Here is a 16,618-nt window from a genome sequence, read left to right as displayed (position 1 = left end):
CGTCCGAAAGGAATCGATCCGATGCCTCAGAAGCGTCCATCCCGTGACGGATCCGCAGGCTCCAACGCTGCCAAGGCCGCAGCGCGCAAGGCGGCGCCGGTTGCGGCGGAGCATGCGGACAAGGCGAAGAAGTCTGCGAAGGCCACGCCGGCTGCCGTTGTGCGCGACCGGCAGCGCGTGGTGACCGTCACCGACATCGCCGATGCGGTCGGGGTCTCGCGCGCCACCGTGTCGCTGGTGCTGCGCGGCAGCCCGCTGGTGCATGCCGACACCCGCGCGCGGGTGGAGGCGGAGCTGAAGCGGCAACGCTACGTCTACAACCGTGGCGCCGCGAATCTGCGCCGGCGCACCTCGACCTGCGTGGCCCTGGTCATCAACGACCTGGCCAATCCATTCTTCGCCGAGTTCGCCGCCGGGGTGGACGAGGCGCTGGGCGAGCAGGGCTACGTGACCCTGCTCGGCAGCACCGGCGAATCGCCCGCGCGGCAGCAGGCCGTGTTGGGCTCGCTGATGGAACACACCCCGGCCGGCGTGATCCTGTCGCCGGCCGAGGGCAGCGACGCTGCGGAACTGCACACCGTGCTGGGTGCAAGCGCGAACGTGCTGCTGTTCAACCGCGAACTCGCCGGCGCCGACGACTGGAGTTTCCTCGGCCTGGACAACCAGCGCGGTGCGCAACTGGCCACCGAGCACCTGATTGCGCTCGGCCACCGCCGCATCGCCTTCTACGGCGGCCATGCCGACTCCAGTTCCTGCCGGCAGCGTCGCGCCGGCCACGCGCAGGCGATGCGGCAGGCCAAGCTGCCGGTCGACCCGGCCTGGTTGATCGAGTCGGCGCCCAATCGTCTGGAAGCGGCGGCGCGCCATGGCGAATTGTTCGCCAATGAGGCGCCGCCCACTGCGGCGGTCTGCTACAACGACACCGTCGCGCTCGGGCTGATGCTGGGCCTGCTCGCGCGCGGCATCCGCCCTGGCCGGGACTTCGCGATCACCGGTTTCGACGACATCCCCGAGGCCGCGGTGAGCACGCCCGCCCTGACCACGCTCGCCGCGCAGCCGCGCGCCCGCGGCCGCCAGGCGGCGCAATTGGTGCTGGAGCGGTTGGACGCGGCCGTACCGCCGCGCAGGACGATCGTGCCGGTGAGCCTGTCGGTGCGCGAGAGCAGCGGAGCGCCGGTCGCGCCCGCGCGCACCTAGCGCTGCGAACGCGGCTGCGGCCGCGGCAACGATGTGGGATGGCGCGCCGGCGCGCGCAGTGCCATCGCGACGCCCTCTAGACAGGGGCGGGCAGATAGTGGGTCTCACCCTCACAGCGGCACGTTCCGCGGGTTCGTGGTGAGCGAGCGCTTCGCCCCCTTCTTCCTTTCGTCGAGAGCCGTTTCATGCCTCTGCAGACTGCACCGCGCCGTTCCGTGGTGGCCAACGCCTTCTACGGCCTGCTCAATCCCATCCCGTTCGGCTGCTTCGTCGCCGCACTGATCTTCGACATCGTCTACGTTCGCAGCGGGGTGATCCTGTGGACCAAGGCGGCGGCCTGGCTGATCGCGATCGGGCTGGTCATCGCCATCGTGCCGCGCCTGATCAACCTGGTGCAGGTCTGGATCACCGCGCGGCGCTCCACGCTGCCGGTGGAACGGCTCGACTTCTGGCTGAACCTGCTCGCCATCGTCGCCGCCATCTTCAATTCCTTCGTGCACAGCCGCGACGCGTATGCGGTCGTCCCGGCGGGGCTCTGGCTCTCGATCGCCACGGTCGCGCTGTTGGCGATCGGGCATGTGCTCATCGCCATCCGCACCACGCCACGCGAGGGCTACGCCCATGGCTAAGCGCCTGCGCATGTCCGTCTTCGCGCTGAGCGGCGCGGTGGCCTTGGCCGCCTGCAGCGGCAAGGCTTCGCTCGAGCCGACCCAGCAGGCGGGCAACGCGCCGCCGCTGCCGCAGCCGCGCAACTTCCTGCTGCCGCCGATGCAGGTTCCCGAGGGGGTGGGCTGGAAGGAGGGGCAGGCGCCCACGGTGGCGGCGGGCCTGAAGATCGAGAAGATCGCCGGTGGCCTGAAACATCCGCGCCAGCTGTACGTGCTGCCCAACGACGACGTGCTGGTGGTGGAAGCCAATTCGCCGGGGATGGAACCTGTCACCACGCCCAAGCAACTGATCGCGGGGCTGGTCCAGAGCCGCTCCGGCAAGAGCGCCAAGGGCGGCAACCGCATCACCCTGCTGCGCAGGACCGCGGACGGCCGGTGGGAGCAGCATGCGTTCCTGAAGGGGCTGCACTCGCCGTTCGGGGTGCAGCTGATCGGCGATGCGCTGTATGTCGCCAACACCGACAACATCATGAAGTTCCCCTACGTCGCGGGTCAGACCGAGATCACCGCGCCCGGCACGCTGTTCGCCGATCTCCCCGGCACGATCGAGCACCATTGGACCAAGGCACTGCTGGCCAGCCCCGACGGACGCAAGCTGTACGTCGGCGTGGGCTCCAACAGCAACATCGGCGAGAACGGGCTGGACGTGGAATACCGCCGCGCGGCCGTCCTGGAAGTGGACGTGGCCTCGGCCAGCAGCCGCATCTTCGCCTCGGGCATCCGCAATCCGACCGGGCTGCAGTGGGAGCCGCGCACCGGCAAGCTGTGGGCGATCGCCAACGAGCGCGACGAGATAGGCGCCGATCTGGTACCCGACTACCTGACCTCGGTGCAGGACGGCGGCTTCTACGGCTGGCCCTACAGCTACTACGGGCAGAACGTGGATGTGCGGGTCAAGGATCAGCGCCCGGACCTGGTGGCCAAGGCGATCAAGCCGGACTACGCGCTGGGCTCGCATGTGGCTGCGCTCGGCCTGTGGTTCTCCCGTGGCGATACGCTGCCCGCGAAGTACCGCGAAGGTGCGTTCGTGGCCGAGCACGGCAGCTGGAACCGCTCGCCGCTCAGCGGCTACCAGGTGGTGTACGTGCCGTTCCAGCAGGGCCGACCGGCCGGCCCACCGCAGACCGTGGTCAGCGGCTTCCACTCGCAGGACGAGTCGCAGCTGTTCGGTGCCCCGGTCGGCCTGGCGCAGGACAAGGACGGCGCGCTGCTGATTGCCGACGACGTCGGCAACAGCGTCTGGCGCGTGCGTTTCTGACCGATCGCGTGACGCCGCTCACCTGTACGTGAGCTGCGGCGCCTGCACGCGATGCAGCGGTCTGCACGGGCGCCGGCCATGACGCCGTGCCGCATTGCGGAGGTTCGTGCTGCAACACCTGCGTGGTAGCGCGCCACGCTCAGCGCAAGCGGATCCAATCTGCCGCCAGCAGCGTGTCGATCGCCGCTGCCGCCGCGCGCTTGGCTTCTTCCGATTCTCCAATCGCCTGTGCGTCACGCAAGTGGGCAAGGAGTTGCTGTGCGTCGTGCAGCTGTCCGGGATGCGCCGCCTGGAGATGGCGTGCGGCCTGGAACACCGTCATGAGGTCTTCGGCCTGGTCGGTGTTCCTGATCCGGGCGAACAGGTTCACGGCCTTGGCGATTTCCGCTTCGTAGGACGCATATGCCTTGGCGAACCGGGCATGCTCCTTGTCGTACTGGGGCGAGGCGCGCAGCGCCATGGTGCGTCCCTGCGGCTGCTCGTGCAGCCAGTTGCGGTTGGCCAAGTCGGTCAGGATGGACCGGACATCGCCCTGGCGCGGTCCGCGGTCGGCATTGCCGAACGCTAGCCCGGTCGGCACGCCCAGTTCGGTCATGGCCCAGCAGAGCTTCTGGAACAGCGTACGCCCGAGCGGCCGCGCCTCCGGCCGGGCCTGCAGCCGCCGCAGCACTTCCATGATCGCGATCCAGCCTGGCTGGGGCGCGACCCGCGTGCCAGTGCCCTCGGCCGACCCATGCGCCGGCTGCGACAGGAAGGCGGGCTCGAGCTGCGCCAGCGGCGTGCCGTAGGGCGCATAGACCTCGATGTCGACCGGCAGGTGCGCGAGTCCGCGGTAGATCAGCGGACCCACCTCGCCCCAGGCCAGGCCGCCGTTGCCGCACCCCAGCGGCGGCAGGGCAAGACTGCGCACGTCCCATTCGCGCAGATGCGCGGCGAGGTAGTCCAGCCCTGCGGCGATGTCCTCGAGCCGCGACGGCGCGCGCCAATGGCGCTTGGTCGGGAAATTGAGAATGCGGATGCCGCTGGCATCCTGATAGAGGTACGGTTCGCCGATACGCACGCGGCCCTCCCGGCAGCGCGCCGCGTAGTCTTCGAACATGGCCGGGTAGCGCCGCTTGAATTCCTGCGCGATGCCCTTGCCCATGATGCCGGCGCAATTGACCGCATTCGCGTAGACCTGGGCGTGGCTGGCGAACAGGTCGCCGATACGTGCCTTGAACATGCTGCGATCCGTCGATGGAGAAATCCCCGAGCCAGCGCCGACCGGTCGCCCGCGACGGGCAGCACGCGCCGCGGGTGCGGTGGGCGCCGTGCATGGCCTGGCCCAGGACGGGCCGGCGCGGCCGCGGTGACGACGCGTCAGCGCACGTGCGCAAACAACGTCCTGCAGCGAAAAGGCGGCCATGGCAGCAGCGGGGAGCGCGCGAGCATGCGGCAGCAGCGTCTCATGTCTTGAGATTGGCGACCCAGTGGGGACGGTGCGGGTTGCATGCGATCGCCGACGCAAGGCCTCCCATCGATGGCAACGAGCCTCCGTCGTGGGAGCGGCGTCAGCCGCGACGGGTTACCGGCGATGCCTCGTCGCGGCTGATCTGGGCAGAACAACAACGTGGGCGGCTTGCTGGCCATATATGAATCGTATACGATTCATATATTCTCCATTTCGGGAGCCCACTCATGGGCATCGTCAACATCGACGACGACCTGCACGATCAGTTGCGCCGCGCCTGCACGGTGACCAGCCGGTCGATCAACGCGCAGGCCAACTTCTGGATCAAGGTCGGCATGCTGTGCGAGATGAATCCGGAGCTGTCGTTCCAGGACATCGTGGCGCGCGAGCTGCGCGCGGCGGGGGTGCGGCCGCAGGCGGTGACGCCGGGGCGGACGTGATCAAGCGGCCGGACGAGCTGGCGCTGCTGGCGGAGTCCGGGCGCCTGCTGGCACAGGTGTTCGCCCGGCTGGACGGGATGTCGCTGCTGGGCCGCAGCACCCTGGAACTCAACGATCTGGTCGAACGGATGATCGTGGACGAGCTGGGCGCACGGCCGGCGAGCAAGGGCCAGTACGGGTTCCCGTTCGTGCTCAATGCTTCCATCGACGACGTGGTCTGCCACGGTGTGCCGTCGGCCGACGATGTGCTGCGCGATGGGCAGATCGTCAATCTGGACATCACGCTGGAGAAGCACGGCTATATCGCCGACTCCAGCACCACCTACCTGGTGGGGGAAGTGGCCTATCCGGCGCGGCGGCTGGTGCAGGCCGCCTACCAGGCGATGTGGAAGGGCATTGCCGCGGTGCGTCCCGGCGCGCGGCTGGGCGACATCGGCCACGCCATCGCGCGGCATGCGCGCACGCAGGGCTACACCGTGGTCAAAGAGTACTGCGGGCACGGCATCGGCCGCGCCATGCACGAGGAACCGCAGATCCTGCACTACGGTCACGCTGGCACCGGCCTGGAGTTGCGCGAGGGCATGGTGTTCACCGTCGAGCCGATGCTCAACCAGGGGCGTGCGGCGATCCGTTCGCTGCCCGAGCAATGGCCGGTGCACACGCGCGACGGCAAGCTCTCGGCGCAGTTCGAGCACACCGTGGCGGTGACCGCCAGCGGCGTGCGGGTGCTGACCTTGCGGCCGGGGGAAGTGCCGCTGTGTCGGGTGGAGTGAGGACGGCGATCGGTAGGGTGGCGCGGGTGCGCGCGATGCTGCGCAATGATGGGGGACGATCTCCTCGTCGTGCCTAATCGCGTCGCGGCTGAAGCCGCTCCTACGGAGAGGGGCGGCAGCGCCAGCGGCGCGTTGGCTCGACGCATGGGCATGCCGGCCTAGTTCTCGGCCGACGCACCGCCGCGGCGCCGCGCACGCCAGCGCGCCACGCGCTCCTGCAGCCCTACGACGCAGACGAAGAACGCCGGCACGAAGAAGATCGCCAGCACGGTGCCGCTGACCATGCCGCCGAACACGCCGGTGCCGATGGCGTGCTGGGTCTCGGCGCTGGCGCCGCTGGCCAGCATCAGCGGCACCACGCCCAGGGCGAAGGCCAGCGAGGTCATCAGGATCGGGCGCAGGCGCAGGCGCGCGGCGTTGGTCGCGGCCTCCACCAGGCCCTGGCCGTCGCGGTGCAGTTGCCTGGCGAACTCGACGATGAGGATGGCGTTCTTCGCCGACAGGCCGATGATGGTGATCAGGCCGACCTTGAAGAACACGTCGTTGGGCAGGCCGCGCAGCATGACCGCGGCCACCGCGCCGAGCAGCCCCAGCGGCACCACCAGCAGCACCGACAGCGGGATCGACCAGCTCTCGTACAGCGCCGCCAGCACCAGGAACACCACCAGCGCCGACAGCAGCATCAGCAGCGGCGCCTGCGCGGCGGACTGCCGCTCCTGCAGCGATTGCCCGGTCCAGGCCACGGCGAAGCCGGGCGGCAGTTGCGCGGCCAGCCGTTCCATCTCGGCCATGGCCGCGCCGCTGGACACGCCGGGCGCGGCGCCGCCGGCGATGCGCAGGGCCGGGAAGCCCTGGAAGCGCATCAACTGCTGCGGGGCGTCGGTCCAACTGGCGTGCACCACTTCGCGCAGCGGCAGCATGCCGCCGCCGTCGCTGCGCACGCGCAGGTCCAGCACGTCGTCCAGTTGCATGCGCGATGCGGCGTCGGCCTGCAGGATCACCTGCTGCATGCGGCCGGCGTTGGGGAAGTCGTTGACGTAGAGCGAGCCCATCGCCGCCGATAGCGTGTTGCTGACCGCGGCGAACGACAGGCCCATGGCCTCGGCCTGCTGGCGGTCGATCTCCAGGTGGATGCTCTTGCCCGGTGGCAGGCCGTCGGCATAGACGTCGCTGACCACGTCGCTGCGCGCGGCCAGGTCCAGCAATTGCGCCTGGGCGGCCAGCAGTGCCGCCTCGCCGCGGTTGCCGCGGTCCTGCAGGTACAGGGTGAAGCCGGAAGAAGTGCCGAGCTCGTCGATGGCCGGTGGCAGCAGGCTCATCACCGTGCCTTCGGGCAGCGTCGCCATCGCCTGCTGCGCGCGCTCGGCTTCGTCGCGCGCGCTGGCACCGTCGCGCTCGTCCCAGTCCTTGAGCATGGTGAAGGCCATGGCCGCGTTGGTGCCCGAGCCGGAGAAGCTGAAACCCAGGATCACCAGGTTCGAGGCCAGTGCCGGGCGCGTGGCGACATGCCGCTCGAACGCCTCGACCACGTCCAGCGTCCGTTCGCTGGTGGCGCCGGTGGGCAACTGGATCGAGGTCATGAAGTAGCCCTGGTCCTCTTCCGGCAGGAACGCCGAGGGCAGCATGCGCATCGCCAGGACCAGCGCCACGCACAGCGCCGCGAACACCGCCATCACCCGCGCGCCGCGTCGCAGCAGCCAGGTCACGCGCGTGGCGTAGCCGCCCGCCAGGCGCTCGAAGCCACGGTTGAACGCGCCGAAGACACCGCGCTTGGCGTGATGGCCGGACGCGACCGGGCGCAGCAGGGTGGCGCACAGCGCCGGGGTCAGGGTCAGCGCCAGGAACGCCGAGAACAGGATCGACACCGCCATCGCCAGGGTGAACTGCTGGTAGATCACGCCCACCGACCCGCTAGCGAAGGCCATGGGGATGAACACCGCGGTCAGTACCAGGGTGATGCCGACCACCGCGCCGGTGATCTCGCGCATCGCCTTGGTCGTCGCCTCCCGCGGCGGCAGGCCTTCGCTGGCCATGATCCGTTCGACGTTCTCCACCACCACGATGGCGTCGTCGACGATGATGCCGATCGCCAGCACCATGCCGAACATGGTCAGCACGTTGATCGAGAAGCCGGCCAGCAGCATCACCGCGAAGGTGCCCAGCAGCGCGATCGGCGCGACGATGGCCGGGATCAGCGTGTAGCGCACGTTCTGCAGGAACAGGTACATCACCAGGAACACCAGCACCATCGCCTCGAGCAGGGTCTTGAGCACCTGCTGGATGGACAGCTTCACGAACGGCGCGGTGTCGAACGGGATCGAGTACGCCATGCCGGCCGGCATGCTCGCGGCCAGCTCCGCCAGCCGCGCCTGCACCGCCTGCGCGGTACGCAGCGCATTGGCGCCGGGCGAGAGCTGGATCGCCGCGCTGGTGGCGGCGGCGCCGTTCTCGCGGTTGGAAAAGCCATAGGACTGCGCGCCCAGTTCCACCCGCGCCACGTCGCCCAGGGTCACCCGTGCGCCGTCGCTGCCGGCGCGCAGCACGATGTCGGCGAACTGCGCGGGCGTGGTCAGTTGCCCGGCCACGGTCAGCGGCACGCTCAGGCGTTGCCCAGGCACGGCGGGCGCGTCGCCGAGGCGGCCGGGCGCGATCTGCACGTTCTGCTGCTCGATCGCCTGCGCCAGCTCGGTCATGGTCAGGCCGTAGGCGATGAGCTTGTCCGGGTCCACCCAGACGCGCATGGCCTGCTCGGCGCCGAACAACTGCACGCGGCCGACGCCGTCGATGCGCCGCAGCTCCTGCACGATGTTGCGCGCCAGATAGTCGTTGAGCGCCACTTCGTCGTAGCGCCCGTCCGGCGAGGTCAGGCCGACCAGCATCAGGAAGCCGGAGGCAGCCGATTCCACCTGCAGGCCGTTCTGCCGTACCGCCTGCGGCAACCGCGGCTCCACGGCCTTGAGCCGGTTCTGCACGTCCACCTGCGCCAGTTCCGGATCGGTGCCGGGCTTGAAGGTGGCGGTGATCTGCGCGCTGCCCGAGCTGTCCACCGAGGACTCGAAGTACAGCAGGTTCTTGACCCCGGAGAGTTCGCGTTCGATCAGGCTCACCACCGAATCGTTGAGCGTCTGCGGCGTGGCGCCGGGGTAGGCCGCGTACAGCGACACCGAGGGCGGCGCCACCGACGGATAGCGCGCCACCGGCAACTGGCCGATGGCCAGGGTGCCGAACAACACGATGAACAGCGCGATCACCCAGGCGAAGACCGGGCGCTCGATGAAGAACTGTGGCATGGCGGCGTCCCTGGCTCAGTCCGCGGCCGCGGTGGCGGCCACCGGCGGCTGCCATGCGCGTGCGTCCACCCGCGCGCCGGCGTTGAGCCGGTCGATGCCCTCGACCACTACCCGCTGCCCGGCCTGCAGGCCGGCGACGACGCGGTACTGCCCCTGCACCAGTTCGCCCAGTTGCACTGTCGCGCTGCGCACGCGCGCGTCGGCGTCCAGCACCCATACCTGCGCACGCTTGCCGACATGGGTGATCGCCTGCTGCGGCACGCGCAGTGCCTGTGCGTAATGGGCGCGCGGCACTCTGGCCCGCACGTACATGCCCGGCAGCAGGCGCCGCTGCGGGTTGTCGACCAGAATGCGCAGCAACACGTCGCCGGTGCCGGCATCGACATTGATGCCGGAGAACAGCACGTGCCCGCTCACCCCCGAGGGCGTGCCGCTGCGGTCGAGGATCTGCGCCGGCAGCCCATCGCCGGCGGCGGCCTGCGCGCGCGCGGCCGGATCCAGCGGGTCCAGGTCGGCTGCGGATTGGCGCACGTCGACGTAGACCTGGTCGATCTGCTGGATCACCGCCATCGGCGCGCTGTCGTTGGGCGAGACCAGCGCGCCCTCGGTGAGCAGCGCTTGGTCGATGCGACCGCCGATCGGCGCATCGACCCGGGCGAAGGCCAGGTCCAGCCGTCGCCGCGCCAGCGTCGCCTGCGCCTCGGCCACCGCGGCGGTGGCTTGCGTGCGCTGCGAGGCGACGTCGTCGTACATCTGCCGGCTGACCAGGCCCGACTCCAGCAGGCGCTGCAGCCGTGCGTGCTGCACGTCGGCCAGGATCTGCGCGGCCTGGGCGCGATGCAGTGCGGCCGCGGCGGTGTCCACCTCGGCCTTGAACGGCGCCGGATTGATCTGGAACAGCGCATCGCCGCGGCGCACGTCGGCGCCCTGTTCGAAGAAGCGGCGCTGCACGATGCCGCCGACCTGCGGGCGGATCTGCGCGCTGCGCACCGCGGCCACGCGCCCGGGCAGGTCCACGCTCACCGTCATCGGTGTCGGCTGCAGGGTCACCGCGGTCACCTGCACCGGTGTGGCCGCCGGCGGCGGTTGCATGCCGCCACCGCAGCCGGACAGGACCAACGCCAGCGCCCCACCGATGCCCAGAGTCCGTCCCTGTTGCCGCATGCCCATACGTCGTGCCTCGTCGCTGCCGCCGCGGATGCGGCGGACGCCAAAGCCGCACATGGTCGCGGCCGCGGGTTGCGCGGCGTTCGATGCTGTGTGGAGATATGATGGAGATCCGCCCGTTCGGGCCGACATGTTTCCCGCCGCCACGCCATGTCCGTTTCCTCTCCGGCCGCCGCGCCCGCGTCCGCGCCGCTGGTCCTGATCGCCGAAGACGAGAGCGAGATCGCCGAGATCCTGATCGCCTACCTGGCGCGCAGCGGGCTGCGTACCGCGCATGCCGCCGATGGCCGTGCCGCGCTGGAACTGCACCTGGCGCTGGACCCGGACCTGATCCTGCTGGACGTGCAACTGCCGGCGGTGGACGGCTGGAAGGTGCTGGCCGAACTGCGCCACCGCGGCGAAACGCCGGTGATCATGCTCACCGCGCTGGACCAGGACATCGACAAGCTGATGGGCCTGCGCCTGGGCGCCGACGACTACGTGGTCAAGCCGTTCAACCCGGCCGAGGTGGTGGCGCGGGTGCAGGCGGTGCTGCGGCGCATCCGCGGCAACGGTGCGGAGGAGGCACGCAGCCTGCGCGTGGGCGCCTTCCACATCGACCTGGACCAGCACGAGGCCAGCGTGCGCGTGGGCGAGGGCCGGCACACGCTGGACCTCACGCTCACCGAGTTCAGGCTGCTGGTCCGGCTGATGCGCGCGCCGAAGCGGGTGTTCAGCCGCGCCGAGCTGCTCGACGCCTGCCTGCCGGAGGGCGACACCCAGGAGCGCACCATCGACAGCCACATCAGCAAGCTGCGCAAGAAACTGGAGGTGCTGGGCGTGCAGGGCACGCCGGCCAGCGTGCGTGGCGTCGGCTACCGCTTCGGGTCCGGCACATGAACCGCGCGCCCGGGCTGCGCCGCCAGGTCATCCTGTCGCTGGGCGCGCTGGCGCTGTGGATCATCCTGCTGTCGGTGGTCGGCTCCTACGTGTTCTATGCGCTGGCGGTGGCCTACCAGCCGGACAGCATCTCCGACACGTGGGTGCCGTCGCACGTCGAAATGATGTGGATGGGCGCCACCGCGGCGCTGGCCGTGGCGATCGCGGTGGCGGTGGCGGTGCGGCTGTCGCGGCGCATCCTGACCCCGTTGAACTCGGTGGCGCACAGCCTGCGTGAAGTCGCCCAGGGCAATCTGCATGCGCGCGCGAGCATGGACGCGCATGCGCTGGGCGAGACCGCGCAACTGGTGCGCGACTTCAACGCCATGGCCGATCGCCTGCAGGCGATGACCCGCGAGCGCGCGTTCTGGAATGCCGCCGTCGCCCACGAACTGCGCACGCCGGTGACGATCCTGCGCGGACGCCTGCAGGGCCTGGCCGAGGGCGTGTTCGCGCCGGACGTGGCGGCGTTCGAGAGCCTGCTGCGGCAGGTCGAAGGCCTGAACCGGCTGATCGAGGACCTGCGCGTGCTCAGCCTCACCGACAGCGGGCACCTGGAGTTGCAGCAGGCGCCGGCCGACCTGGCCCAGGAAGTGGCGGCGGTGCTGCATGCGTTCGCCGCCAGCCTGGCCGCGCGCGGATTGGGGCTGGAATCCTCGCTGGCGCTGCACACGCCGGTGCTGTGCGATGCGGTGCGCATCCGCCAGGCGCTGATGGCGTTGCTGGAGAACGCGCAGCACTACGCCGAGCCGGGCCCCCTGCGGGTCGGCGTGCACGCGCAGGCGGGCCAGTGCGTGCTGTACGTGGAGGACACCGGCCCCGGCATCGCCCCGGAGATCGCCGCGCGCGTATTCGATGCCTTCCGCCGCGGCGATCCGTCGCGCTCGCGCAAGAGCGGCGGCAGCGGCCTGGGCCTGGCGGTGGTCAAGGCGATTGCGGTAGCGCATGGCGGCGATGCGCGGTGCCTGCCCGCCGGCAGCGGGACGCGGTTCGAAGTGCGCTGGCCGCTGGCGGCGTCGCAGACCATCGTGTGCGCGGCCCAGGCACCGGCCTTGCCTTGAGACGTGCCCGTCACACGGCCGCTGGTGACGGCGCACGTGTGTCGGTTGAGCACTGGCTGCAGTGGCCTTCGCCCTGCGTGCAGGGCCTCTGTTCGCGGACCGCGCATGACGTGACGCGCAGGTGATGCTTGTGCAGCATGGCGCCGCGCGACGTGGGCTAGCCAAGGCCTTCACTGCGCCTGTGCTCTGGTAGCCACTGCACAACCGAACTGGAGTGTCGAATGGACACCACGCTGATGCCCTGGGTCGCCGGACTGTTCGTCCTGCTCATCGTCGCGATGCTGTATCTGGTGACCCGCGCCAAGAAGAACCGCAACCGCCCGGCGCAGGATCACGCCGCGACCAAGAGCGACGTGGACAGCGCGTCCAAGCGCTAGCGCGCCGCGGCAGGCGTGGCGGCGGCCGCCGCCTGGATCTCCATCAGGCGTCCGCGTCGATCGGTGCGAAGCGCGGGCCGCGCACGCCGTCGACCTCCACCTGCTCGACGAACATCGGGTACGGTCGCACCCACATCGCGCCTTCGCCGTACAGCGGCCGATACAGCACCAGCGGTTCCAGCGTCTCGCTGCTGCGGACCACGCCCAGCACCTCGTACTCGCCGCCCTTGAAGTGGCGGTAACGGCCCAGGGCGATGGAAGGCAGGGGGCTGAGGTCGCGCATGACGGTGTCCTGGTGGGCGGGAGCGCGAGTGTAGCCGTCTGCGCCTGCGCGCTCTCTTACTCCGCAAGGCCCGATTCATTCGCCAACCGCGGCAGTTCGCCGCATCGTCACGACGGAACGCGCCTACGGTGGGAACTCTGGTAACCGACGTTTGAGAAGCGCCCCTCCATCGTTGGCCGCACGCTTCACGTCGGCATGCGTCAGGGCGCCGGATCGGCGAAGTCGAAGGCCTGCCCAGGCTCGGCGGCGACGAAGTTGGCGGCGGCGAGGCCCGCCAGGTGCAGTGCGGCGGACAGCGCCTCGCGGGGCTCTTCACGGCCTTCGTCGGTGAGCTGGAAGGTGCCCCAATGGATGCCGAGCGCGCGCCGCGCGCCGGTGTCCTGGAAGATCCGCACCGCTTCGGTCGGGTCGATGTGCTGCGGCGCCATGAACCAGCGCGGCGCGTAGGCGCCGATCGGGATCAAGGCCACGTCGGGCGCGCCGTGCCGGTCGTGGATCTCGCGGAAGATGGCGCCATCGCCATAGCCGGTGTCCCCCGCAAACCACACCGACCCCCGCGCCGTTTCGATGAAGAAGCCGGACCACAGCGCCATCCTGCGGTCGGCGATGCCGCGGCTGGACCAATGATTGGCGCGGGTCAGCGTCGCCGTCGCGGCGTCGCCGATCGGCAGCCGGTCGTGCCAGTCGCCGGTCGCGATGCGCGCATCGGGGACACGCTTGCGCAACAGGACGTCGTTGCCCAGCGGCATCACGAACAGCGGCTGGTGCGCATCGTGCAGCGTGCGCAAGGTCGCCAGGTCGAAGTGGTCGTAGTGGTTGTGGCTCAACAGCACCGCATCGATGGGCGGCAGGTCTGCGAAGCGGATGCCCGGTGCCGTCACCCGCTTGGGCCCGGCGATCCGCGAAGGACTGGCACGCTGCGACCACACCGGATCGGTGAGCAGGTTGAGGCCGGCGGCCTGGATCAGCAGCGTGGCGTGGCCGACCATGGTGATGCGCAGGCCGTCGTGCCGCGGCGCAGGCACGGCGGGCGTCACCGGGACCTGCGTTGGCCAGCGCACCGCGCCCCTGGCGGCTTTCCAGCGCAGGACCTTGCTCAGCGCGTTGTCGATGGTGGGCTGGCCGGGGTTGAAGAAGCGCACGCCGTCGAAATGGTCGCTGACGGGGCCGCGGTAGTAGGGGTTGGCCATTGAGGCGCGATCCAGGCGATGCGGGGGAGAGGAAGGGGCAAGGTTACGCGTTAGCCGTGCAGGCGCGCATGCCTGTTGCCACCGGCGTCGGTCGCGCATTGCCACGCAACTCGGGAGAACGGTTGCCCTACACGCCCTACGGCCGCGCCAGGAACGGCAGCAGCGCGGCCAGCACGTCCTGCGACGCGTGTTCGGGCTGCAGATGCCCGCCGGAGATCGCCTTGCCGCTGACGTCGCTGGCCCAGCGCCGCCACAGCGCGAGCGGGGAAGGCGCAGCGGCCTGCGCCTGCGGCCACAACACCAGCACCGGGCAGCGCAGGGTGTTGCCGGCGGTGCGGTCTGCGGCGTCATGCTCCAGGTCTTCGTGCGCGGCGGCGCGGTAGTCCTCGCAGATCGCATGGCGCACCGCAGGGTCGCGAAATGCCGCCGTGTATGCCGCGCGCGCCGCGGGGTCGAGGCGATCCAGGCCGCCGGCCATGCGCGCCAGCACTGTCTCGACGAACGCATCGGGATCGGCGGCCAGCAATCGCTCCGGCAGGTCGAACGGCTGTGCGAGCAGAAACCAGTGGAAGTTGGCCAGACCCTGGCGCATGTCCATCGCGTCCCAGGCGTCCTGGGTAGGGACCACGGTCAGCGACGCATAGTGCGTGACCTGGTCCGGGTGATCGAGCGCCAGGCGGTAGCCGGCGCGCGCGCCGCGGTCGTGGCCGACGACCGCGAAGCGCGTGTGCCCGAGGTGCGCCATCAGCGCGACCAGCGCCTCGCCGACGCGGCGCTTGCTCCAGCGCGGCTGGTCGCTGTGGGGGCGGCTGGCGCCGTAGCCGGGCAGGTCCGGCACGATCACCGTGAACGCCTGCGCGAGCCGTGGCGCCACCCGCCGCCAGGCCAGGTGGGTCTGCGGGAATCCGTGCAACAGCAGCACTGGTGGGCCGGAACCGTCGATCGCGCCGGCGAATGCGACGCCGCCGGCATCGACCTGCAGGCGGGTGAAGTCGGAAAACGCGGCAGCGGACGCCGGGGAGTGGCGAGTCGACATGACGGCCTCGTGGTGACGCGCTCAAGGCGCGGTGGTGGCGGCGTCGACGAAGCGGGCCAGGTCGCGGTCGAACCGCTCCGATTCTTCCAGGAACGGCGCGTGCCCGGACTGCGCGTAGAGCACGCTGCGGATGCGCGGGTTCAAGGCCTTGGCCCGGGCGATCGCCGGCTCGGCATGCACCAGCGCGTCGCGCTCGCCATACAGCAGCAGCACCGGCACTTGCGCCCTGCCCAGCCCCTTCTCGGCCTGCACCGTCATCGACTGGACCGCGCGCTGCAGGTCCCAGGAGGCCATCGCCGCATTGGCCAACAGGCGCTGGAAGGTGGTCTGATCCGGCGGCGTGTGGAAGCACAGGCCGAGGAACGCGCGCACCGCATCCAGATGGGTCTTCAGGTCGGGCGAATTCAGGTCGCGGTAGACCTGCGGATGCGCCACGATCTGCTCGGGCGTCAGCTCGATCACGCCATCCACATACACCGCGCCGGCGATGCCGCCGTCGCCGAACGTCGCCAGATAATTGGAGATCACCGCGCCGCCCAGCGACCAACCGACCAGTACCGGCTTGCGTGCCCGACTGGCGGCGATGACCGCGTGCAGGTCGTCCGCCCAGCGCATGCCGTCGGCGTAGGCCGCGACGTCGGTCGGCTTGCCGGACAGGCCGTGGCCGCGCAGGTCGTAGGTGATCAGACGGTAGCGCTGCAGTTGCGGGCTGTGCACCTGCGCGTCCCAGTTGAGGTGGCTGCCGAGCAAGCCGTGCACGAAGACGATGCTGGGGCCATCGGGGTTTCCCGTTTCCTGCACGGCCAGGGCGACGCCATCGGGCGCGGTGACGGTGTAGCGCTTGGTTTGGGCGTTTGCGGCCAGGGGCGCCAGGCACAGTGCGGTGACGAAGGCGAGGACGAATAGGACGCGGTGCAACGGTCGCATGCACATGGGGAGGCTCCGGGTTGGGCGAGTCCCGGCAGCCTCCGCCCTCACACTGGTGTGAGGGTCAATGGCCATGGATGGTATGCTTTTTTCCATGGCGACCACGACTCCGCAGCGCACGCTGAGCATTGGCGAACTGGCACGCGACACCGGCGCGAGCGTGCGCTTGCTGCGCCATTACGACGCGCATGGCCTGCTCACCTCGTTCCGTGGCGACAACGGCTATCGCGCGTTTCCGCCGGCGGCGGTCGCTCAGGTCCGGCAGATCCAGCGCATGATCGCGACCGGATTCAGCCTGGCCGAGATCCGCGGCTTCCCCGATTGCATGCGCATGATCGAGGGCGCCGGCGCCTGTCCCGAAACCAGCGCGGCGCAGCGCAAGCGGCTGGCCTCCATCGAGCGGCAGATCGCCGACCTGGAGCGCCGCCGCGCGCGCCTGCTCAAGACGCTGGCCGACGGGGTCGTTCCGCCGCTGGATTAGCGCGGCCGACGCGGTCGGGACGCGTTCCTGCGCCTTCGCCGCGTGCGGCGGATGCGGCCGCGCCGCGCGCCGACGACGTCAGCGGCCCCGCGGTCTGGATCG

Annotated in this window: 16 protein-coding genes; 9 read left to right on the top strand and 7 right to left on the bottom strand. The window is 70.3% G+C overall.

All coding sequences use genetic code 11. The annotated features are described in order from the left end of the window. Positions 1-21: 21 nt before the first annotated feature. From Q7W82_RS20130 to Q7W82_RS20120, 3 genes are all read left to right on the top strand, one after another. Positions 22-1,197, top strand: coding sequence for a LacI family DNA-binding transcriptional regulator (locus Q7W82_RS20130; protein WP_242160049.1), 1,176 nt, complete (start codon positions 22-24; stop codon positions 1,195-1,197). 185 nt (positions 1,198-1,382) lie between these two features. Continuing rightward, entirely contained in the window at positions 1,383-1,826 is a 444-nt protein-coding gene (locus Q7W82_RS20125; protein ID WP_242160050.1) for a DUF2231 domain-containing protein, read from the top strand. Next, complete coding sequence (locus tag Q7W82_RS20120; protein WP_242160051.1) at positions 1,819-3,123, top strand: sorbosone dehydrogenase family protein; 1,305 nt, start codon at positions 1,819-1,821, stop codon at positions 3,121-3,123. Before Q7W82_RS20125 ends, Q7W82_RS20120 begins: the two co-directional genes overlap by 8 nt. A gap of 139 nt (positions 3,124-3,262) precedes the next feature. Here the strand turns inward: Q7W82_RS20120 and Q7W82_RS20115 are convergent, their stop codons facing one another. Beyond that, the gene (locus Q7W82_RS20115; protein ID WP_242160052.1) at positions 3,263-4,345 is read right to left on the bottom strand and encodes a macro domain-containing protein; all 1,083 of its coding nucleotides are present in this window, start codon (positions 4,343-4,345) and stop codon (positions 3,263-3,265) included. A 455-nt stretch (positions 4,346-4,800) separates the two neighbouring features. On the opposite strand from Q7W82_RS20115, the gene Q7W82_RS20110 reads away from it, so the two are divergent. After that, positions 4,801-5,013, top strand: a complete 213-nt coding sequence (locus Q7W82_RS20110; RefSeq protein ID WP_010340731.1) for a ParD-like family protein — start codon at positions 4,801-4,803, stop codon at positions 5,011-5,013. Further along, the gene (map, locus tag Q7W82_RS20105; protein WP_242160053.1) at positions 5,010-5,786 is read left to right on the top strand and encodes a type I methionyl aminopeptidase; all 777 of its coding nucleotides are present in this window, start codon (positions 5,010-5,012) and stop codon (positions 5,784-5,786) included. The genes Q7W82_RS20110 and map overlap by 4 nt, the downstream gene beginning before the upstream one ends. 158 nt (positions 5,787-5,944) lie before the next feature. Here map and Q7W82_RS20100 read toward each other — a convergent pair whose 3' ends face one another. Together Q7W82_RS20100 and Q7W82_RS20095 are read right to left on the bottom strand one after the other, a co-directional pair. Next, positions 5,945-9,076 carry a multidrug efflux RND transporter permease subunit gene (locus tag Q7W82_RS20100; protein WP_242160054.1) on the bottom strand — a complete coding sequence of 1,044 codons (3,132 nt, stop codon included), beginning with the start codon at positions 9,074-9,076 and terminating at the stop codon, positions 5,945-5,947. A gap of 15 nt (positions 9,077-9,091) precedes the next feature. Beyond that, on the bottom strand, positions 9,092-10,168 hold the full coding sequence (locus Q7W82_RS20095) for an efflux RND transporter periplasmic adaptor subunit (protein WP_242160055.1): 1,077 nt from the start codon (positions 10,166-10,168) through the stop codon (positions 9,092-9,094). 225 nt (positions 10,169-10,393) lie between these two features. On the opposite strand from Q7W82_RS20095, the gene Q7W82_RS20090 reads away from it, so the two are divergent. The 3 genes from Q7W82_RS20090 to Q7W82_RS20080 all read left to right on the top strand — a co-directional run bounded on the left by Q7W82_RS20090 (position 10,394) and on the right by Q7W82_RS20080 (position 12,599). Next, positions 10,394-11,122, top strand: a complete 729-nt coding sequence (locus Q7W82_RS20090) for a response regulator (RefSeq protein ID WP_242160056.1) — start codon at positions 10,394-10,396, stop codon at positions 11,120-11,122. Beyond that, positions 11,119-12,222, top strand: coding sequence for an ATP-binding protein (locus Q7W82_RS20085; RefSeq protein WP_242160057.1), 1,104 nt, complete (start codon positions 11,119-11,121; stop codon positions 12,220-12,222). The genes Q7W82_RS20090 and Q7W82_RS20085 overlap by 4 nt, the downstream gene beginning before the upstream one ends. A gap of 221 nt (positions 12,223-12,443) precedes the next feature. Continuing rightward, on the top strand, positions 12,444-12,599 hold the full coding sequence (locus tag Q7W82_RS20080) for a hypothetical protein (protein WP_242160058.1): 156 nt from the start codon (positions 12,444-12,446) through the stop codon (positions 12,597-12,599). A 43-nt stretch (positions 12,600-12,642) separates the two neighbouring features. Here Q7W82_RS20080 and Q7W82_RS20075 read toward each other — a convergent pair whose 3' ends face one another. From Q7W82_RS20075 to Q7W82_RS20060, 4 genes are all read right to left on the bottom strand, one after another. Continuing rightward, positions 12,643-12,882, bottom strand: coding sequence for a DUF1653 domain-containing protein (locus Q7W82_RS20075; RefSeq protein ID WP_242160059.1), 240 nt, complete (start codon positions 12,880-12,882; stop codon positions 12,643-12,645). Positions 12,883-13,082: 200 nt separating this feature from the next. Further along, on the bottom strand, positions 13,083-14,072 hold the full coding sequence (locus tag Q7W82_RS20070; protein WP_242160060.1) for an MBL fold metallo-hydrolase: 990 nt from the start codon (positions 14,070-14,072) through the stop codon (positions 13,083-13,085). Positions 14,073-14,208: 136 nt separating this feature from the next. Further along, entirely contained in the window at positions 14,209-15,108 is a 900-nt protein-coding gene (locus tag Q7W82_RS20065; RefSeq protein ID WP_242160061.1) for an alpha/beta hydrolase, read from the bottom strand. Positions 15,109-15,129: 21 nt separating this feature from the next. Further along, positions 15,130-15,987, bottom strand: a complete 858-nt coding sequence (locus tag Q7W82_RS20060; protein ID WP_242160118.1) for an alpha/beta hydrolase — start codon at positions 15,985-15,987, stop codon at positions 15,130-15,132. A gap of 142 nt (positions 15,988-16,129) precedes the next feature. Between Q7W82_RS20060 and Q7W82_RS20055 the strand changes: the two genes are divergently transcribed. Then, complete coding sequence (locus Q7W82_RS20055; protein ID WP_311195501.1) at positions 16,130-16,516, top strand: MerR family transcriptional regulator; 387 nt, start codon at positions 16,130-16,132, stop codon at positions 16,514-16,516. Positions 16,517-16,618 lie beyond the last annotated feature (102 nt).

This window comes from Xanthomonas indica, from assembly GCF_040529045.1.
In the GTDB taxonomy this organism is placed as follows: domain Bacteria; phylum Pseudomonadota; class Gammaproteobacteria; order Xanthomonadales; family Xanthomonadaceae; genus Xanthomonas_A; species Xanthomonas_A indica.
This window is presented reverse-complemented; position numbering and strand designations above follow the sequence as displayed.